This is a genomic window from Mesorhizobium sp. B2-3-11 (genome assembly GCF_006442215.1).
Taxonomy (GTDB): domain Bacteria; phylum Pseudomonadota; class Alphaproteobacteria; order Rhizobiales; family Rhizobiaceae; genus Mesorhizobium; species Mesorhizobium salmacidum.
Window position 1 is genome coordinate 99,227 of record NZ_VFVS01000012.1, and the last position, 18,097, is coordinate 117,323.

The 18,097-nt window shown below is 64.3% G+C and carries 18 protein-coding genes; 12 read left to right on the forward strand and 6 right to left on the reverse strand.

The window, feature by feature from the left end; genetic code table 11:
• Positions 1-105 precede the first annotated feature (105 nt).
• Entirely contained in the window at positions 106-822 is a 717-nt protein-coding gene (gene rph, locus FJ960_RS17700; protein WP_027142558.1) for a ribonuclease PH, read from the reverse strand.
• A gap of 240 nt (positions 823-1,062) precedes the next feature.
• Here rph and hrcA point away from each other — a divergent pair, with 240 nt between their 5' ends.
• The 6 genes from hrcA to FJ960_RS17730 all read left to right on the forward strand — a co-directional run bounded on the left by hrcA (position 1,063) and on the right by FJ960_RS17730 (position 6,577).
• Positions 1,063-2,145: a heat-inducible transcriptional repressor HrcA gene (gene hrcA, locus FJ960_RS17705; protein ID WP_140715671.1), complete on the forward strand. Its 1,083-nt coding sequence runs from the start codon at positions 1,063-1,065 to the stop codon at positions 2,143-2,145.
• 141 nt (positions 2,146-2,286) lie between these two features.
• A complete protein-coding gene (locus tag FJ960_RS17710; RefSeq protein ID WP_015314792.1) occupies positions 2,287-2,484 on the forward strand; it encodes a hypothetical protein in 198 nt (65 codons plus the stop codon).
• 83 nt (positions 2,485-2,567) lie between these two features.
• Complete coding sequence (locus tag FJ960_RS17715; protein ID WP_181174268.1) at positions 2,568-3,914, forward strand: sorbosone dehydrogenase family protein; 1,347 nt, start codon at positions 2,568-2,570, stop codon at positions 3,912-3,914.
• Between the two features lie 129 nt (positions 3,915-4,043).
• Complete coding sequence (locus tag FJ960_RS17720; RefSeq protein ID WP_140715673.1) at positions 4,044-4,661, forward strand: LysE family translocator; 618 nt, start codon at positions 4,044-4,046, stop codon at positions 4,659-4,661.
• A 177-nt stretch (positions 4,662-4,838) separates the two neighbouring features.
• Complete coding sequence (gene cysK, locus FJ960_RS17725) at positions 4,839-5,819, forward strand: cysteine synthase A (RefSeq protein ID WP_140507035.1); 981 nt, start codon at positions 4,839-4,841, stop codon at positions 5,817-5,819.
• A gap of 131 nt (positions 5,820-5,950) precedes the next feature.
• A complete protein-coding gene (locus tag FJ960_RS17730; protein ID WP_140715675.1) occupies positions 5,951-6,577 on the forward strand; it encodes a glutathione S-transferase family protein in 627 nt (208 codons plus the stop codon).
• 36 nt (positions 6,578-6,613) lie between these two features.
• On the opposite strand, the gene FJ960_RS17735 is transcribed toward FJ960_RS17730, so the two are convergent.
• On the reverse strand, positions 6,614-7,858 hold the full coding sequence (locus FJ960_RS17735) for an RNA polymerase sigma factor (protein WP_140715677.1): 1,245 nt from the start codon (positions 7,856-7,858) through the stop codon (positions 6,614-6,616).
• Positions 7,859-7,865: 7 nt separating this feature from the next.
• The gene (locus tag FJ960_RS17740) at positions 7,866-8,234 is read right to left on the reverse strand and encodes a YciI family protein (RefSeq protein ID WP_027142565.1); all 369 of its coding nucleotides are present in this window, start codon (positions 8,232-8,234) and stop codon (positions 7,866-7,868) included.
• 257 nt (positions 8,235-8,491) lie between these two features.
• On the opposite strand from FJ960_RS17740, the gene FJ960_RS17745 reads away from it, so the two are divergent.
• From FJ960_RS17745 to FJ960_RS17755, 3 genes are all read left to right on the forward strand, one after another.
• Entirely contained in the window at positions 8,492-9,451 is a 960-nt protein-coding gene (locus tag FJ960_RS17745; RefSeq protein ID WP_140715679.1) for a TAXI family TRAP transporter solute-binding subunit, read from the forward strand.
• Positions 9,452-9,516: 65 nt separating this feature from the next.
• On the forward strand, positions 9,517-11,637 hold the full coding sequence (locus tag FJ960_RS17750) for a TRAP transporter permease (protein WP_140507042.1): 2,121 nt from the start codon (positions 9,517-9,519) through the stop codon (positions 11,635-11,637).
• Positions 11,638-11,713: 76 nt separating this feature from the next.
• Positions 11,714-12,097, forward strand: coding sequence for a DUF1850 domain-containing protein (locus tag FJ960_RS17755; RefSeq protein WP_140715681.1), 384 nt, complete (start codon positions 11,714-11,716; stop codon positions 12,095-12,097).
• On the opposite strand, the gene FJ960_RS17760 is transcribed toward FJ960_RS17755, so the two are convergent.
• From FJ960_RS17760 to FJ960_RS17770, 3 genes are all read right to left on the reverse strand, one after another.
• The gene (locus tag FJ960_RS17760) at positions 12,010-12,198 is read right to left on the reverse strand and encodes a DUF4166 domain-containing protein (protein ID WP_246672869.1); all 189 of its coding nucleotides are present in this window, start codon (positions 12,196-12,198) and stop codon (positions 12,010-12,012) included. The two genes, FJ960_RS17755 and FJ960_RS17760, sit on opposite strands and share 88 nt — an antisense overlap.
• A 394-nt stretch (positions 12,199-12,592) precedes the next feature.
• Entirely contained in the window at positions 12,593-13,150 is a 558-nt protein-coding gene (locus tag FJ960_RS17765; RefSeq protein WP_140715683.1) for a dihydrofolate reductase family protein, read from the reverse strand.
• Positions 13,151-13,489: 339 nt separating this feature from the next.
• On the reverse strand, positions 13,490-13,630 hold the full coding sequence (locus FJ960_RS17770) for a hypothetical protein (protein ID WP_140715685.1): 141 nt from the start codon (positions 13,628-13,630) through the stop codon (positions 13,490-13,492).
• Between the two features lie 402 nt (positions 13,631-14,032).
• Between FJ960_RS17770 and FJ960_RS17775 the strand changes: the two genes are divergently transcribed.
• From FJ960_RS17775 to ligD, 3 genes are all read left to right on the forward strand, one after another.
• Complete coding sequence (locus tag FJ960_RS17775) at positions 14,033-14,539, forward strand: ferritin-like domain-containing protein (protein WP_140715687.1); 507 nt, start codon at positions 14,033-14,035, stop codon at positions 14,537-14,539.
• A gap of 102 nt (positions 14,540-14,641) precedes the next feature.
• Entirely contained in the window at positions 14,642-15,511 is an 870-nt protein-coding gene (locus FJ960_RS17780; protein ID WP_140507046.1) for a Ku protein, read from the forward strand.
• A gap of 9 nt (positions 15,512-15,520) precedes the next feature.
• Positions 15,521-18,043 carry a DNA ligase D gene (ligD, locus tag FJ960_RS17785; RefSeq protein WP_140715689.1) on the forward strand — a complete coding sequence of 841 codons (2,523 nt, stop codon included), beginning with the start codon at positions 15,521-15,523 and terminating at the stop codon, positions 18,041-18,043.
• Positions 18,044-18,097: the final 54 nt, after the last annotated feature.

Here is an 18,097-nt window from a genome sequence, read left to right on the forward strand (position 1 = left end):
AGCAACGCTGAAAACCAGCGAAGGCCGAGACGGTATCCGATCTCCCTCCTCGAGGGGGAGATGGCCGGCAGGCCAGAGGGGGGCGTTCAAGCTCGGCATTAAACCCTACGCGACCGCCATCTGCTGCAGGCTGACCAGTCGGGAAATGCCCTTCTTGGCCAGGCCCATAAGCGTCGCGAACTGGTCTTCGGAGAAAGGTTCGCCCTCGGCGGTGCCCTGAATCTCGACGATGCCGCCCTTGCCGGTCATGACGAAATTGGCGTCGGTGCCGGCCGAGGAATCCTCGACATAGTCGAGGTCGATGACCGGCTGGCCGTCATGGATGCCGCAGGAAATCGCCGCGACATGGTCTTTCAGCACTTTCGAAACGCTGGCCATCTGCCGGGCTTCCATCCAGCGCAGGCAATCATAGAGCGCCACCCAGCCGCCGGTGATCGAAGCGGTGCGGGTGCCGCCGTCGGCCTGGATGACATCGCAGTCGACGGTGATCTGCTGTTCACCCAGCGCCTGCAGGTCGACCACGGCGCGCAAGGAGCGGCCGATCAGGCGCTGGATCTCCAGCGTGCGGCCGCCCTGCTTGCCGGCGGAGGCCTCGCGGCGCATGCGCTCGCCGGTCGAGCGCGGCAGCATGCCGTATTCCGCCGTGACCCAGCCCTTGCCGGAATTGCGCATCCAGCCCGGCACCTTTTCCTCGAGGCTCGCGGTGCACAGGACGTGCGTGTCGCCGAACTTCACCAGGCAGGAGCCTTCGGCGTGTTTGGAGACGCCGCGCTCGAAGGAGATGGCGCGCATTTCGTCGAATTGGCGTTTGGAGGGGCGCATTCGGCCTGCTTTCTTGTCAGTTTCTTGAAATCGTGGCCGGCTTTTAGACGCAAGGGGGGCAGCGCGCAAAGGAAAACGGACCGGCGATCTGACACAGACACCCGGGGTGATCTGACACAGACACCCGGGGTAATCTGGCACAGACACCGAGGTGATCCGACACAGACAGCCCGGGACACAGACACCGGTTGCGCGCGCCCCACCGAAGTCTATATCCTTGGACCGGAGGTTTTTGGCCAAATGACCAAGCCAGTCGATCCCGCGTCGCAGTCGCCCGCGCTTCAATCGCTCGACATGCGCTCGCGCGACATCTTCCGGCGCATCGTCGATTCCTACCTGAGGGACGGCGAGCCCGTGGGCTCGCGCAGCTTGTCGCGCATCCTGCCGTCCTCGCTGTCGCCGGCTACCATCCGCAACGTGATGAGCGACCTCGAACATCTCGGGCTGATCTACGCGCCGCATATTTCGGCCGGCCGTCTGCCGACGCAGGCTGGCCTGCGTTTCTTCGTCGATGCCTTCATGGAGCTTGGCGACCTCTCCGACGAGGAGCGCCGTACAATCGAGGCGCAGGTGCGGGCCTCCGGCTCGGGCGCGACGCTGGAGCATATGCTGACAGAGGCCAGCCAGATGCTGTCGGGCATGTCGCGCGGCGCCGGCCTGGTGCTGGCCGCCAAGAACGAGGTGGCGCTCAAGCATATCGAATTCATCCAGCTGGAGCCGACCAAGGCGCTTGCCGTGCTGGTGTCGCAGAATGGCGACGTCGAGAACCGCGTCGTCGAGCTGCCCGCCGGCATCACCGTCTCGCAACTGCACGAGGCCTCGAATTTCCTCAACGCGCATATCCGTGGCCGCACGCTGGCCGAGGCGCGCACCGAGATCGCCCGCATCAAGGAAGAGACGAGGACGGCGCTCGACACGCTGTCGCAGGACCTCGTCGAGAAGGGGCTGGCTGTATGGGCGGGCGCCGAAAGCGGCCTGCCAGCCCGGCTCATCGTGCGCGGCCGCGCCAATCTGCTGGAAAACGTCACCGCCCAGGCCGACATCGAATTGCTGCGGCATCTGTTCGAGGACATGGAGACGCAGGATGGTTTGATCCAGCTGCTCGACCTTGCCGAAGAGGGATCGGGCGTGCGCATCTTCATCGGCTCGGAAAACAAGCTGTTCTCGCTATCGGGCTCGTCGCTGGTGGTGGCGCCCTATCGCGATAAGGACGCCCGCGTCGTCGGCGCGCTCGGCGTCATCGGCCCGACCCGGCTCAACTATGCCCGCATCGTGCCGATGGTGGATTATACGGCGCAGCTGATATCGCGCATGCTGCGCTAGGTGTACTGATATTCGGGTGAAGCCGGCCTGCAAACGGCTGATACCTGCGCTTCCGGTGCCACCGTTTTCGACTCGGCCTGACCCGAATCTCGACATACCTTTGGTGCGACACCGAAGGACCGGCTGCAAAGGAGAAAAAGAATGGCGCTGGAATCATTCAAGGCCCAGATCAGCCTGCTGCTCGAAGAAATGGTCAACCAGCCGGAGGACCAGCACGAAATTCAGGAACAGCTGCGCGAAAAACTGCGGGAAATGCGCGCCATGGGCCTGCCGTTGCCGGCCGATCTCGTGGAACTGGAAAAGCGCCTGGACGACGATTTCTACGCTGCCGGGACCTGATCCCGGAAGTTTGCTCACCGTGCGTGACGGAACCCACGGACAAGCCGATCGTTAATTTCCTTCACGACCGGGTGGAGGAAGTGATGCGATTGGCCGGACTGGCGATGTCGGCACTGTTTCTCACGACCGCGGCTCTCGCCCAGCAGGCCGACCGGCCCGTGCTCAAAGGCCCGGCGGCCTTCGGCGACTGGCGCGCGGATAAGCCCGGCGTGCGCCGGTTGATCAAGCCGGAAGACCTGCCGAGACCCTATGTCACCAAATCCGCCTCGAACGGCGCCGGCCTCACGGAGAGGCCGCAAGGCGCCAAGCCACAACTGCCGCCCGGCTTTTCGGCGGAACTCGTTGCGTCCGGCATCGACAATCCGCGTGTCGTGCGTGTCGCGCCGAACGGCGACCTGTTCGTCGCCGACAGCGAAGCCAACCAGGTCCGTGTCTATCGGCTGACGAACGGAAGCGCGAAAGCCGCGGAGAAAAGCATCTTCGCCGGCGGCCTCAACCAGCCCTATGGCATCGCCTTCCATCCACCCGGCAATGACCCGCAATGGGTCTATGTCGCCAACAGCGACAGCATCGTGCGCTTTGCCTACCGCAATGGCGATCTGAAGGCCTCGGGCGAACCGCAAACCATTGTCGACGACATCCCCTCGAGCCACCACTGGACCCGCGACATCGCCTTTTCCCCCGACGGTAAGACACTTTACCTCTCCGTCGGCTCCGGCTCGAATATCGCGGAGGACATGGGCAAAAGACCCAGAGGCGGGCTCGACGCCTGGGTCAAGTCGAAGCCGCTCGGCGCCAGTTGGGGTTCCGAGGCGGGCCGGGCCGAGGTGCGGGCTTTCGACCCCGACGGCAGGAATGGGCGCATCGTCGCCACCGGGCTGCGCAATTGTTCGGGCATGACCGTGCAGCCGGCGACCGGCGCGCTGTGGTGCGTCGTCAACGAGCGCGACGCACTTGGCGACAATACGCCGGCGGAATACGCGACGATGGTCAGGGAAGGTGCCTTCTATGGCTGGCCGTGGTATTACATCGGCAACAATGAGGACCCGCGCCACAAGGGCGAGCGTCCCGACCTCGCCGGCAAGACTGATATTCCCAACGTGCTGATGCAGGCGCATTCGGCGCCGCTCAACATCGCTTTCTACGATGGCAAAAGCTTTCCGGCCGAGTACCAAGGCGACGCCTTCGTGGCCCTGCATGGCTCCTGGAACCGCGGCAACAGGACCGGCTACAAGGTGGTGCGGCTCAAGTTCAAGGACGGCAAGCCGACCGGTGAATATGAGGACTTCATGACCGGCTTTGTCGTCTCCAACGGCGAGGTCTGGGGCCGGCCGGTTGGCGTCGCGGTGGCCAAGGACGGGGCGCTGATCGTCACCGAAGACGGCAACGGCACAATCTGGCGCGTGACCTATAGTGACGGCCGGTCCTGATCCGTCTATTGGCAGCGCCGGCCCCCTCACCAGGTCTCACAGGGAGCTGGTGCAATCGAATCCAGTCCTCAGTAAATTCAATTCCATTCAGATATATGCGATGAAGCGCCCTCATCCGAGACCGAATCCATGACCCTCACCGGATTTCTTGCCTACAGCGCCGCGCTTGGCGTCGCCGCCGCCATCCCGGGCCCCGGCGTCACGGCGCTCGTCGCACGTGCGCTGGGCTCGGGCTTTCGCTCGTCGCTCGCCATGTCCTTCGGCCTGATGCTTGGCGATCTCACTTATTTGACCGCCGTGGTGCTGGGCCTGGCCTTCGTCGCGCAGGAGTTCGGCATGGTTTTCCTGGCGATCAAATGGGCCGGCGTCGCCTATCTCGCTTTCCTCGGCTGGCGCTTCTGGACCGCCGGCATAACGCCCGAAACCATCGAAGCCAGGAAGGGCAAGGGCGGCTTGCTGTCGAGCTTCATCGCCGGCCTCACCGTGACGCTCGGCAATCCAAAGACGATGATCTTCTATCTCGCCATCACGCCGACCATCGTCGACCTGAAGACCATCACGCTTGCCGATTACGGCATTCTCATCGCGCTGACGCTCGTCGTCCTGTTCGTCGTGCTGGTGCCTTACCTGGCGCTGGCGGCCAAGGCGCGCTGGTTCCTGAAGTCGCCGCGCGCGCTCAAGGTGCTGAACCGCACCGCCGGCGCCTTCATGGTTGGCGCGGCGGCGGCGATCGCTGCTCGCCAGTAGGTCGTTTCGACCAAACCATTCCCTGGCCCGGCTGTTTCGAGGAATGCTTTTCCGGGGTCCAGGCGTTTTCAGCACAGGGCCCACTCGGATATTTTCCAGCCGCAGCCTATCTTGCGCGGCTGAAAGCCCTATTCTGTCGGCTACTGCCAATTGCCTGAAATCCAGGGAGCGAAACCAATGAACAAGCCCGTCACTTCAGCCCGCGTGCCCGGCCGCGGCCGCATCTACGATTCCATCACCGACACGATCGGCGATACGCCCCTGGTACGGCTCGACAAGTTCGCCAAGGAGAAGGGCATCGTCGCCAATCTGGTCGCCAAGCTCGAATTCTTCAATCCGATCGCCTCGGTCAAGGACCGTATCGGCGTGTCGATGATCGAGGCGCTGGAGGCGGCCGGCAAGATTACACCCGGCAAGACCACGTTGATCGAACCGACATCCGGCAATACCGGCATTGCGCTTGCCTTCGCCGCCGCCGCCAAGGGCTACAAGCTGATCCTGACCATGCCGGAGACGATGTCGGTCGAACGCCGCAAGATGCTGGCGCTGCTCGGCGCCGAGCTGGTGCTGACCGAGGGGCCGAAAGGCATGAAGGGCGCCATCGCCAAGGCCGACGAACTGGCCGCGACGATCCCCAACGCCATCATTCCGCAGCAGTTCGAAAACCCGGCCAATCCGGAAATCCACCGCAAGACGACAGCGGAGGAAATCTGGAACGATACCCAAGGCGAGATCGACATCTTCGTCGCCGGCATCGGCACCGGCGGGACGATCACCGGCGTCGGCCAGGTCTTGAAGAAGCGTAAGCCCGTGCTGCATGTCGTCGCCGTCGAGCCGGATGCCTCGCCGGTGCTGTCGGGCGGCCAGCCCGGCCCGCACAAGATCCAGGGCATCGGCGCCGGCTTCGCGCCCAAGATCCTCGATACCACGGTCTATGACGAGATCGTCAAGGTCTCCAACGAGGATTCGGTCGCCAATGCGCGCCTGATTGCCCGCCTCGAGGGCGTGCCGGTCGGCATCTCGTCGGGCGCGGCCCTGCAGGCGGCAATCGTCGTCGGCTCGCGGCCCGAAAACAAGGGCAAGACGCTGGTGGTGGTCATCCCCGACTTCGCCGAGCGGTATTTGTCGACGATCCTATTCGAGGGGCTAGGGGCTTAACCCTCGCGTTCTTCCCGCGAGCGCCTGGCCCGCTGAAAAACTCCTCGTGGCCGCCTGCGCGCAGCTTGAGCCGACCCTGCTTCCGGTTCATATCACCCCCGGCCCGCGCACGACTGGCCGGGGAGGATTCCATGTACAAGCTTTATACACGTCCCGGCAGCGGCGGCTTCGTCGTCGAGGCGGCGCTGGCGCTGATCGATGTGCATTTCGAACAGATCGACGTGCCGAAGACCGAGGCACCCGATCCGGCCTTCCTCGCCATCAGCCCGTTGAACCAGGTGCCGGTGCTGATCTTGCCGGACGGACGCTCGATCACCGAATCGGCGGCGATCTGCATCCTGCTCGCCGAGCGCCACCCGCGGGCCGGTCTGGCGCCGGCGGTCGATGAACCGGCGCGCGCCGAGTTCCTGCGCTGGATGGCGTTCATGTCGTCGGCCCTCTATCCGGCGATCCTGCGGTTCTACTATGCCCATCGCTACACGGCGGATGCCGAAGGTACGAAGGCGGTGAAACAGGCGGCGGTCGCCGAGATGGATCGCGGTTTTGCCGTCGTCGATGCCGCCTTGCGCGGCCGCGACTGGCTCGCCGGCGACAAGATGTCGGTGGCCGACATCTATCTCGTCATGCTGGTGGCCTGGCATCCCGACATCGACATGGCGCGGGCGGCCTGGCCCGGTATCGAGCGCCTCTGGGCGCGATTGCGGGAGCATCCGCTTATGAAGACGCTCAACACATCGCACGAGATGTGGCCGGCCTGAACGGACGGACCGACAAGCCACCCGCGCTCCGGGATCTCACTGCACGAGCGCGGTGCGTTTTTCCTGCAGGAAGCGGCGCACAGCCGGATCGCGCTCGAGGCCGATCGCCCGATCATAGGCTTCGACCGCCTGCGGTCCCTGGCCGAGCCTGGCCAGCAGGCCGGCACGCGCGGCCCAGTAGGGTTGGTAGTCATTGAGCCGCTTGTCGTCGCCCAGTACGTAAAGAGCCGCCAACCCCGCCACCGCGCCCTCGGTCTCGGCGATCGCCACCGCGCGGTTGATTGCCACCACCGGCGAGCCCGCGATCGAAAACAGCGCGTCGTAGAGCGCGCGGATCGCGATCCAGTCGGTGCGGCCGGTCAGCCGCCGCGCCGCATGGACGGACTGTACCGCCGCCTCCAGCTGGTAGCGGCCGATGACGCCCTTGGTCGCGGCGCCGCGAAGACATGCTTCGGCCTCGTCGACCAGGGCATGGTCCCACAATGCATGGTCCTGCTCGGCAAGCGGCACATAATCTCCGGCCGGGTCGCGCCGCGCCGCGCGGCGCGCCTCCGCGAACAGCATCAGCGACAGCAGGCCCAGCGCCTCGGGTTCGTCCGGCAGCAGCGAGGCAACCAGCCGGCCGAGCCAGATCCCTTCGGTGGCGAGGTTGCGGCGCCGCGTCTCGGTACCGGCCGGATCGGACCAGCCCTCCGTGAAAGCGGCGTAGATCGCCTCCAGCACCGCGTCCAGCCTTTCACCGAGTTCGGTCCGCTCCGGCACGCGGAACGGAATGCCGGTCTCACGGATGCGACTCTTTGCGCGCACCAGGCGCTGGCCCATCGTGGCCGGCGAGAGCAGGAAGGCGGAAGCGATCGTCGCGGCATCGAAACCGAGGATGGTCTGCAGGATCAGCGGCGCCCGCACGCCGGCTTCGATCGCCGGATGAGCGCAGGCGAACATCAGCCGCAATCGTTCGTCCGGCAGGTCCTCGTCGGTCATGCGTGCCTCCGCTTCCTCGGCAATCAGCTTGAGATGGTCACGGCCGGCTTCGCTGGTCAGCCGCCGCCGCACCGCATCGACACGCCGCCGCCTGGCTACGGCGAGCAACCAGGCTTCCGGCTTTTCCGGCACGCCGGTGAGCGGCCAGCGTTCGAGCGCCGCCGCGAAGGCGTCGGCCAGCGCATCCTCCGCGGCGGCGACGTCGCGCGTGCGCGCGGCGAGCCAGGCGACCAGCTTGCCATAGCTTTCCCGGGCGGCGGCCTCGGCTGCCGCCCGGGCGATATCCGGGCGACTGTCCATCACGCCGTCATTTCTTGGGCATATAGTCGGCCATTTCCCAGATCGGCCGCAACTCGACCGTGCCGGTGCTGGCCGCCGGACAGCGCGCCGCCCAGTCGATGGCGGTATCGATATCGGCCGCCTCGATCATGTAGAAGCCGGCAAGCTGCTCCTTGGTGTCGGCATAGGGACCGTCAATAACGTTGGTTTTGCCATCGGCGATCCGCACCGAGGTCGTCGCCTGGGTCGGGCGCAGCCTTTCGCCGGCCAGCCACGCACCGGACTTCTTCAACGCTTCGGTATAGGCGGCGTAGGCCGCGCTCATCTGCTGGGCTTTCTCGACCGGCGTGTTCGCCAGCGCGGCTTCATCGTTGTTGATCAAAAGCATGTATCGCATGGGTCTTCTCCCGTGGTTTGGAAGGCCGCTTCGTTGCGGGCCGAACGTATGTCGCGCGTCGGCGACCGATTTCGACAGGTTGCGGAAAAAACTTTCGGCTCCGGCCGCGCCTTGCGCAAGCGGGTATGTGTTTGGCGACCTCTCAACCATTCGTCTAACGCGTGGAATTGCGGGTTGGCATTTCCCTTTCGCTGTCTAAACTCGCCTCTCTTCGCATCAGGGAGGTGATGCGGCCACTATTTCAGGGAGGAAACCAGATGTTGAATTTCAGAACGAAATTCGTTGCTGCCGGCGCGATGGCGCTTTCACTTGTCCTTGGTGCGGCGTCGGCCAAGGCGCAGGAATTCATCAATGTGCTGACCGGCGGCACTTCGGGCGTTTACTATCCGCTCGGCGTAGCGCTGTCGGAAATCTACGGCAAGGGCATCGAGGGTGCCCGCACGCAGGTGCAGGCGACCAAGGCGTCGGTCGAGAACCTCAACCTCCTGCAGCAAGGCAAGGGCGAGATCGCGTTCGCGCTCGGCGATTCCGTCAAGATGGCCGCCGAAGGCAACGCCGAGGCCGGCTTCCCCGGCAAGCTCGACAAGCTGCGCGGCATCGCCGCCATCTATCCCAACTATATCCAGATCGTCGCCAGCCAGGAGTCCGGCATCAAGACGCTCGCCGACCTCAAGGGCAAGAGCCTGTCGGTCGGCGCGCCGGCCTCCGGCACCGAGCTCAACGCGCGCGCCATCTTCGCAGCCGCCGGGCTGAAATATGAGGACCTCGGCCGCGTCGAATACCTGCCCTTCGCCGAATCGGTGGAGCTGATCAAGAACCGCCAGCTCGATGCCACGCTGCAATCGGCCGGGCTGGGTGTCGCCTCGATCCGCGACCTCGCCACCTCCGTGCCGATCACTGTCGTTGCCGTGCCGCCCGAAGACGTCGCCAGGATCGGCTCGCCCTATCTGTCGGTGGTCATCCCCAAGGGCACCTATGAAGGCCAGGGCGAGGATGTCGCCACGGCCGCCGTCGGCAATTTCCTCATCACCCGTGCCGATGTCTCGGATGAGACCGCCTACCAGATGACCAAGCAGCTGTTCGAGCATCTCGACCAGCTCGCCGCCGCGCACGCCGCCGCCAAGGCGATCAATCCGGCCAAGGCGCTCGATGGCATGCCGGTGCCGCTGCATCCGGGAGCCGAGCGCTATTACAAGGAAAAGGGGCTGTTGAAGTAAGGTATCGCGGCAATCCGACATGTCTTCGCGAGGCACTGCAATTCGCCTGCTAGGGAGCGCATCCAATGAGCGAAACACCGTCTGGAGCGATAGCCGACGGCAAATCGTCCCTCGCCCATCTCCCCCCGGGCGAAGAGCAGGTCGAAGGGTTGCCGCCGGGCTTCGGCGACGGCATCGCCGGCAAGGCGGCCTTCGCCATCGCGGTCGCCTTTTCCGCCTTCCAGATCTACATCGCCGCCTATGGCAGCCTTCCGAGCCAGGTGGTGCGGGCCATGCATGTCGGCTTCCTGCTGCTGCTCGGCTTCGCCCTGATCGCCAATCTGCGCGCCACCAGCCTGCCGGCAAAAGCCTTCTTCTGGGCACTCGGCCTGCTCGGCTTCGGCACCGGCCTCTATAACTGGGTGTTCTATACCGACCTCATCCGGCGCTCCGGCTTTCTGACCACGCCGGACCTGATCGTCGGCGCGGTGCTGGTGGTGCTGGTGTTCGAGGCGGCCAGGCGGCTGATGGGGCTGCCGCTGGCGGTCATCGCCTTCATCTTTCTCGCCTATTGCTTCGTCGGCAATCATCTGCCGCCGCCCTTCATTCATCGCGGCTATGATTTCGCCCAGCTCGTCGACACCTTCGCCTACGGCACCGAAGGCATTTACGGCACGCCGATCTACGTTTCGGCCGCCTATATCTTCATCTTCGTCGTCTTCGCCGCCTTCCTCGAACGCGCCGGCATGATCGCGCTGTTCAACGATTTCGCTCTCGGGCTGGTCGGCACCTGGCGCGGCGGCCCGGCGCAGGTCTGCGTGCTGTCTTCGGCGCTGATGGGCACCATTTCCGGCTCCGGCGTCGCCAATGTGGTGGCGAGCGGCCAGTTCACCATCCCGCTAATGAAGCGCTTCGGCTTCCGCTCGGCCTTTGCCGGCGCCGTCGAAGCGACGTCCTCGATGGGTGGCCAGATCATGCCGCCGGTGATGGGCGCGGTCGCCTTCATCATGGCCGAGACGCTGAACATCCCCTATGCCGAAGTGGTCAAGGCGGCGATCATCCCGGCGCTGCTCTATTTCGGCGCCTGCTTCTGGCAGGTGCATCTGGAGGCCGGCAAGGCAGGCCTGCGCGGCATGGCCAAGGCGGACCTGCCAAACCCGTGGGACGCGGTGCGACAACACTGGCCGCTGGTGCTGCCGCTCGCGGCACTGATCTACCTGTTGTTCGCCGGCTACACGCCGGTCTTCGCCGGCACGATGGGCCTCGCGCTGACCATCGTGCTGATCCTCGGTACGCCGCTGGCGGCGCTGATCGGGCCGCTCGCCTTCCGCGTCGTCTTCTGGCTGGCGCTCGGGCTTGCCGCCGCCTCCTTCATGAAATTCGGCGTCAACATCCTTAGCCTTGTCATCGCGGCCCTCGTCATTGCCTGCCTTGCCTTCAAGGGCGGCCGCGAGACGCTGCAAATCTGCATCGACTCTCTTGCTGAAGGCGCAAAGAACGCGCTGCCGGTGGGCATCGCCTGCGCGATCGTCGGCATCGTCATCGGTACGCTGACGCTGACCGGCGTGGCCTCCACCTTTATCGGCTGGATCATCTCGATCGGCGAGAACAATCTGTTTCTGTCCCTGGTGTTGACCATGTTGACCTGCCTGGTGCTGGGCATGGGCATCCCGACCATCCCCAACTACATCATCACCTCGTCGCTGGCCGGGCCGGCGCTGCTGTCGCTCGGCGTGCCGCTGGTCGTCAGCCACATGTTCGTCTTCTATTTCGGCATCATGGCCGACCTGACGCCACCGGTGGCGCTGGCCGCCTTTGCCGCAGCGCCGATGGCCAGGGAGAGCGGCCTCAAGATCGGCATCCAGGCGACCAAGCTTGCCATTGCCGGCTTCGTCGTGCCGTTCATGGCGGTCTATACGCCGGCTTTGATGCTGCAGGACGCCGGACCGATCGCCGCGCAGTTCGGCTATCCCGTCGAGGTCGCCTACATCGTTCTCAAGGCGTGCATGGGCATCGTGCTGTGGGGCGCTGCCGCCGTCGGCTTCCTTGCCGCGCGCATGGCCTGGTGGGAGCGGCTCGTCGCCTTCGCCGCCGGCGTGCTGCTGGTGGCGGCGGTGCCGCTGACCGACGAGACCGGCTGGGCGCTGTCGCTGGCCTGGATTGGCTGGCATGTCTGGCGTGCCCGGCAGGCGCCGGCCAGGGCATGATCCCGAACCAAAGGTCAGCGAACGCAAAAAACGGGATCCGGTTTTCGCAGGAGATCCTGCTCAAACGAGGAACCGCATGAGCCTGTGCATCCTCGCCGCCGGCAAGACGGTGACGCTTGGCGTTGCCGCCTTCACGCTGGCCTGGACGCATTCGGTGGAACGGACGCGCTGGGAGGAGGACTGGAAGGTGACGCCGTCCGGCCTGCAGGTGATAGAAGCCCGCATCAAGGGCTCGGGGGCCGGCATGGAGCCACCTGAAGGTGCGATATTGAAAAACGGCTGGTGGCTCTATGCGCCCAAGATGGGCGCGCAGCGTCGAATCCTGCTCGCCGCCTCCGGCGCGACCGGTGATGGCTGGACGCTGTGCACGGTTCAGGGCTGCCTGGAACTCGGCAAGACGGCGGGCGACACGATCTCGCTCGAGCCCTGTGAACTCACCGGCTTCAGCCAGCCGCGATAGCGCACGATCAGGCCGGTGAGCGGGTGTGAAATCTCGACATGGAAGCGGAATTTTCCGCCCTCGACGGTCTCGAAGGAGGTCGAGCGCGGGCAGAGCCACATCGGCAATGGCAGGCCGAGAATGCTCCAGCGCCGCAGGATCAGCCTCAGCTGGCCGCCTTCGGCCACGATTGGACGCCCAATGCATCAGCGGGGCGAGCGGCGACAGCGAGCGGACCATGCCGATGCGCGCCAGCCAGGCAAGGCCGATCAGGGCGCGGTTCAGGGTTTTGGGGAACAGGCTGTGCAAGCCGTGACCAAGCCTTTGATGGGGTCGCTGCCCAAAAGCGGACCTCGTGAGATACCGTTCGGGGTGGAAAGCCGCCATTGCCCACAAAGTCTCCGGCCTGATCAACCGAGCTCCCACGGCAGACACAGGGGGGTGCCGTGTTGCGCGGCGAGAAAGGCTTCCTAGGACGCGCAGGCCGTGAGCTGGGCGGGAAGAAGCTGCTATAAGTCAGCGCGCGCGCCGGTAATGCATGGCGACCGCGCCGTTGCGGAGCGGCTTGGCCGAGATCAGTTCGAGCCGTCGTGTGCTGGGCAGCCCGCTCTGGTAGAGGGTCGGACCGTGGCCGGCGATGCTAGGGTGGACGAGGAGCTTGTACTCGTCGATTAGATCCAGCCGGTCCAGCTCGGTCGCAAGCTTGCCGCTACCGAGGAGCACGCCCGCCGGGGTCGCGTCCTTGAGCCTCTGCACGCCCCTGCGGAGGTCGCCGGCGATGTGGTGGCTGTTGGTCCACGGGAAGGACTTTCGCGTCGACGACACTACGTACTTCGGCTTGGACTCCAGCTTGACCGCCCACTCGCGTATCGCCGGCGGCGCCTCCTCGTCGCCGCGGGCGACTGCCGGCCAGTAGCTCTCCATCATCTCGTAGGTGACGCGACCCCACAGCATCGCCCCGACCTCGTCCATAAGGCGGGTAAAGAAGGCGTGCGTCTCGTCGTCGGCAATGCCCTCCTTGTGGTCGACGCAGCCATCCAGGGTAACGTTGATGCTGAAGGTCAATAGTCCCATGCGGCGAGTCTAAGCCATACAATGGAGAACACCTAGGCCGATTGCTCGCGGTTGATGTTGAATTCCGCAATGGTCGAAACCGGCCTTTATGTTCGTGCCCGCAAGCGGACATAGGTCAAGCGGCTCGTAATGTCCGCTCTCCGGAAGTGAGCCAAGTTCGCTTTACGACCCGTTGTGGACATACCAAGTTCGCAACAGGTTAGGCCCATCGCGCATGCTAGAGCGCGCTTGCGTGCGGGACTCGCCGTCTGTCGGTGAAAGTCGGGCGATAGGCGGTGGCGCGGGTCTCGATGCCCGGCCTGCAGATGCGGCTGTTGTGGCGGCTTTCGAAGGTCATGGTCAGTGCGCACCCAGCGACGTGCCGCGACGGGCGCAGGCCGGACCGGGGCCGCGCATGTAATAGCGCTCGGGCCGATAGGTCGGCGCGACGAATTCGCGGATGGCGGCGACATAGCCGATGAGGTGCATGAGGAAGTTCATTTTACCTGGTCCCTGTCCCGATTTTCGGATGTCCCTTCCGAATTGCGGGAACGATAGCATCGAAGCGTGAATACTCAGTGAACGGGATGTTAATTTCTGGTCGAAAACCCGTCGCTTCGTGGCCGGAATGCGGCTGATTCGGGGTGTTTCGGTGCCTTTTGTCGCCATTTCGTCCGGTGTGACTTTTGCATCACATATGTTTCGTTTGAATGTCGCCTTGGCGCGCTTGTGTTTCAGCTTTCGTGCCGCCCTTGGAATTTCCTTGCCGGATGGCCGGTAGGCCCGGAACCGCCCCGCGCAGCGGACGTTGGGATCATAGGACCGGCATTGCCGGCTCAGAGGCATTGCCGCTGGCAAGCCGCAACTCTCGACACAAGCAAGAGCAATGGAAAGGCTGAAATCATGGGTTTCTTTTCGAAGGACATCAAAACGCTGGACGATCTCTTCGTGCACACGCTGCGCGACATCTACTATGCCGAGAAGCAGATCGAGAAGGCGCTGCCGAAGATGGTCGGCAAGGCAACCGATCCGCAGTTGAAGGCCGGCTTCGAAAAACACCTCGAACAAACCAAGGGCCATATCGAACGCGTCGAAGAGGTGTTCGAGCTGCATGGCGTAAAGGCCAAGCAGGTGAACTGCCCGGCCATCGACGGCATTCTCGAGGAGGCCGACGACGTCAACGGCGATGTCGACGACAAGGATGTTCTCGACGCCGCGCTGATCGCCTCCGCGCAGGCCGTCGAGCACTATGAGATGACCCGCTACGGCACCCTGATCGCCTGGGCCAAGCAGCTCGGCCGCAGCGACTGCGCCAATGTGCTGGCCAAGAATCTTAGGGAAGAGCAGGCGACGGATCGCAAGCTGACCGAAATCGCGGAAAGCAAGATCAACCTGCAAGCCGCCGAATAGGGGCTGACAGCCGGGGCCGGCGGCAACCGCGCCGGCTCCAGCCGGTTGGAACCCATCGGGGTGGTCGTCCGTTGCAGCTGATCTTTGTCAAGGGAAATCATCATGGCGCCGCGCCCGGCCTGGAAAGGCTATCTGAAGCTCTCGCTGGTCACCTGCGCCATCGAACTGACCAATGTCGTCACCCATGCCGATAAGGTCTCGTTCCACATCCTGAACCGCAAGACCGGCAACACGGTGAAGCGTATCTATGTCGACGCCGAGACCGGCAAGCCGATCGAGGAGGGCGACGAGATCAAGGGGTACGAGATCGACAAGGGCGATTTCGTCCATATAGAGGAGGACGAGATCGAGGCGGTGCAGATCGAAACCTCGCACACGATGAGCCTCGACGGCTTCGTCGACAAATCCTCGATCCGGCAGATCTATCTCGACACGCCCTACTATGTCGCGCCGGCCGACAAGGTTTCGCAAGATGCCTTCGCCGTCATCCGCGACGCCATGGCGGGCAAGAAGATGGCCGGGCTGGCGCGCATCGTCCTCTACCGCCGTGAGCGTCCGGTGGTCATCGAGCCGCTCGGCAAGGGCATGGTGCTGACCACGCTGCGCTACGACAATACGGTGCGCCAGCCAGAGACCGTCTTCGGCGACATCGAGGCGGTGAAGCCCGATCAGGAGATGACCGACCTTGCCGAGCTCATCATCGACAAGAAGAAGACGAAGTTCGATCCCTCGAAATTCGAGGACAAATATGAGGAAGCCCTGCTCGAACTGATCCGCGCCAAGAAGGCGGGGCACAAGGCGCCGAAAGCCAAGGCGGCGCCCAAACCCTCCAATGTCGTCAACCTGTTCGACGCGCTGAAGAAGAGCCTGTCGTCGGATTCAGGATCAACGAAGCCATCCTCGGCGAAAGCCAAGCCGGCGGCCAAACGCGTCAAGGCGAAAAGCGTCGCGCCGAAGCGCAAATCGGCCTGAGGATACGAGATGGCCAGCAGCCTCGAACAGTACCATTCGAAGCGGGACTTCAAGAAGACGGCCGAGCCGGCCGGCAAGGTTGCGCGCGGGAAGAAGCACGGCGGCATCTTCGTCATCCAGAAGCATGCCGCTACAAGGCTGCATTACGATTTTCGCCTTGAGCATGACGGCGTGCTGTGGAGCTGGGCGGTGACGCGCGGTCCGAGCCTCGACCCGCACGAAAAGCGGCTGGCCGTGCATGTCGAGGACCATCCCATCGACTATGCCGGTTTCGAAGGCACTATCCCCAAGGGCGAGTATGGCGGCGGCTCGGTCCTCGTCTGGGACGAGGGCACCTGGATGCCCGAGGGCGATCCGGCCAAGATGATGGCGAAGGGCCACATCAACTTCGAGCTCGAGGGCCACAAGCTGCGTGGCAAATGGCATCTGGTGCGGCTGCGTCCGCGCCCGGGCGAAAAACGGGACAACTGGCTGCTGATCAAGTCCGACGATGCTGCCGCACGCCCCGGCGAGGACATTCTGAAGGACGAGCCGAAGTCGGTGAAGTCAGGTCTGACGATCGAGGAGGTCGGCGAAGGCAAGGCGGCCAAGGGCGAGAAACCGAAGGTCTGGCACTCAAACAAGCCGGCCGTCAGCAAGGCCAAAACCGGCGGCAAGAAGCTCGACTTCATTGAGCCGCAGCTCGCCACGCTGGAGCGGGACGCGCCGCCCGGCCAGGACTGGCTGCATGAGGTGAAGTTCGACGGTTATCGCATGCAGGCGCAGATCGCCGGCACCGAGGTGCGGCTCTTGACCCGCACCGGCCTCGACTGGACGGAAAAATTCGGCGGCGAGATCGCGGCCGAGCTCGCTGGGCTGAAATGCAGCGATGCCATCATCGACGGCGAGACCGTCGTGCTGGCCGATAGCGGCGTGTCGTCCTTCGCGCTGCTGCAGCAGGATCTGTCGGCGAAGCGGACAGACCGCTTCCTCTACTATGTCTTCGACCTGATGCGGCTCGACGGCAAGGATTTGCGCCGTGAACCCCTGGTCGAGCGCAAGCACACCTTGCAGGATCTGCTCGGCGAGCAGGCCGACAACGCGGCGGTGCGCTTCTCCGACCATTTTACCGAACCCGGCAAGATCATGCTGGAACATGCCTGTCGCATGGGGCTGGAAGGCGTCGTCTCGAAACGCGCTGATGCGCCCTACCGCAGCGGGCGCGGTCCGACATGGGTCAAATCGAAATGCACGGCACGGCAGGAATTCGTCATCGGCGGCTATCTGCCGTCGGACAAGACCGGACGCGGCCTGCGCTCGCTGCTGGTCGGCTATTTCGAAGACGGCAGCTTGCACTATGCCGGCCGTGTCGGCACCGGCTTCTCCACGAAGGGCGCCAACGACCTGAAGAAGAAGCTCGATGCGCTCAAGACAGACGCCTCGCCCTTCGATGCGGCCGTGCCGAAGGGCAAGGGCCTGGTCTGGGTCAAGCCGGAACTGGTCGGCGAAGTGGAATTTCGCAGCTGGACGTCGGACCGTATAATACGCCATGCTTCGTTCCAGGGGCTGCGCGAGGACAAGCCGGCGGAGGAAGTCGTGCAGGAAAAGCCGAAGCCAGCGACAGATAAGGCGGCGACAGGCAAGGGCCCGGCCAAGGCCAAGCCGGCGGCAAACGCCAATACGGCAGGAACGGCGGCGAAAACCACTGTGAAGCTGTCCCACCCGGACAAGCTTCTGTGGCCCGACGAAAAGATCTCGAAGCGGGCCCTGCTCGATCATTACGCGCTGGTATGGCCGCGCATGAAGCAGTTCGTTGTCGAGCGGCCGCTCAGCCTGGTCAGGGCGCCGGATGGCGTCGGCGGCCAGCGCTTCTTCCAGAAGCATGCCTCGGCCGGCATGCATGCGAAGATCGAGAAGACCAGGGATCCCACGGATGGCGAGGAAATCCTGTTCATCCGCGATTTCGACGGCATCGCAGCGCTGGTCCAGCTCGGCGTGGTCGAGATCCACATCTGGGGCTGCACGATCGACAAGCTTGAACAGCCGGACCAGATCGTCTTCGATCTCGACCCCGACGAAGGCGTCGATGTGAAAGCGGTGCGCGAGGCGGCGCTCGACATCAGGGCCAAGCTCGATGAGCTGTCGCTGCCCAATTTCGTCAAGACATCGGGCGGCAAGGGCTTTCATGTCGTCGTGCCGCTGAAACCGTCGGCGGATTGGGCCGAGGTCAAAGGCTTCGCCCATGATTTCGCCAGGGCGCTTGAGCAAGGCGCGCCGGACCGCTACACGGCGACGCTGTCGAAGAAGGCGCGCACGGGAAAGATCTTCGTCGACTATCTGCGCAACGGCAGCGGCGCGACCACCGTCGCACCGTACTCGTCGCGAGCCAAGAAGGGCGCGACGGTGTCGATGCCGGTGACCTGGGCCGAGATCGAGGCCGGCTTGCCGCCAAACGCCTTCCCGATCGGCGACAAGACGACGCTGAAACGGCTTTCGGAAGCCGATCCGTGGGTGGATTTCTTCAAGAAGGGCAAGGTGTTGAAGCGGGGCTAACTCGACTTTCGACGCCGTGGGGCACCACCCCCCCTCTGGCCTGCCGGAGGGGGG

Excerpts from the sequence above, each read along its gene's own strand:
- FJ960_RS17715 (WP_181174268.1), top strand. The coding sequence starts at position 2,568 with ATGCGATTGGCCGGACTGGCGATGTCGGCACTGTTTCTCACGACCGCG.
- ligD (WP_140715689.1), top strand. The coding sequence starts at position 15,521 with ATGGCCAGCAGCCTCGAACAGTACCATTCGAAGCGGGACTTCAAGAAG.
- FJ960_RS17765 (WP_140715683.1), bottom strand. The coding sequence starts at position 13,150 with ATGGGACTATTGACCTTCAGCATCAACGTTACCCTGGATGGCTGCGTC.
- FJ960_RS17760 (WP_246672869.1), bottom strand. The coding sequence starts at position 12,198 with ATGTGGCTCTGCCCGCGCTCGACCTCCTTCGAGACCGTCGAGGGCGGA.
- rph (WP_027142558.1), bottom strand. The coding sequence starts at position 822 with ATGCGCCCCTCCAAACGCCAATTCGACGAAATGCGCGCCATCTCCTTC.
- FJ960_RS17720 (WP_140715673.1), top strand. The coding sequence starts at position 4,044 with ATGACCCTCACCGGATTTCTTGCCTACAGCGCCGCGCTTGGCGTCGCC.
- FJ960_RS17735 (WP_140715677.1), bottom strand. The coding sequence starts at position 7,858 with ATGGACAGTCGCCCGGATATCGCCCGGGCGGCAGCCGAGGCCGCCGCC.
- hrcA (WP_140715671.1), top strand. The coding sequence starts at position 1,063 with ATGACCAAGCCAGTCGATCCCGCGTCGCAGTCGCCCGCGCTTCAATCG.
- FJ960_RS17750 (WP_140507042.1), top strand. The coding sequence starts at position 9,517 with ATGAGCGAAACACCGTCTGGAGCGATAGCCGACGGCAAATCGTCCCTC.
- FJ960_RS17740 (WP_027142565.1), bottom strand. The coding sequence starts at position 8,234 with ATGCGATACATGCTTTTGATCAACAACGATGAAGCCGCGCTGGCGAAC.
- FJ960_RS17730 (WP_140715675.1), top strand. The coding sequence starts at position 5,951 with ATGTACAAGCTTTATACACGTCCCGGCAGCGGCGGCTTCGTCGTCGAG.
- FJ960_RS17755 (WP_140715681.1), top strand. The coding sequence starts at position 11,714 with ATGAGCCTGTGCATCCTCGCCGCCGGCAAGACGGTGACGCTTGGCGTT.
- FJ960_RS17770 (WP_140715685.1), bottom strand. The coding sequence starts at position 13,630 with ATGAACTTCCTCATGCACCTCATCGGCTATGTCGCCGCCATCCGCGAA.
- FJ960_RS17710 (WP_015314792.1), top strand. The coding sequence starts at position 2,287 with ATGGCGCTGGAATCATTCAAGGCCCAGATCAGCCTGCTGCTCGAAGAA.
- FJ960_RS17745 (WP_140715679.1), top strand. The coding sequence starts at position 8,492 with ATGTTGAATTTCAGAACGAAATTCGTTGCTGCCGGCGCGATGGCGCTT.
- cysK (WP_140507035.1), top strand. The coding sequence starts at position 4,839 with ATGAACAAGCCCGTCACTTCAGCCCGCGTGCCCGGCCGCGGCCGCATC.
- FJ960_RS17780 (WP_140507046.1), top strand. The coding sequence starts at position 14,642 with ATGGCGCCGCGCCCGGCCTGGAAAGGCTATCTGAAGCTCTCGCTGGTC.
- FJ960_RS17775 (WP_140715687.1), top strand. The coding sequence starts at position 14,033 with ATGGGTTTCTTTTCGAAGGACATCAAAACGCTGGACGATCTCTTCGTG.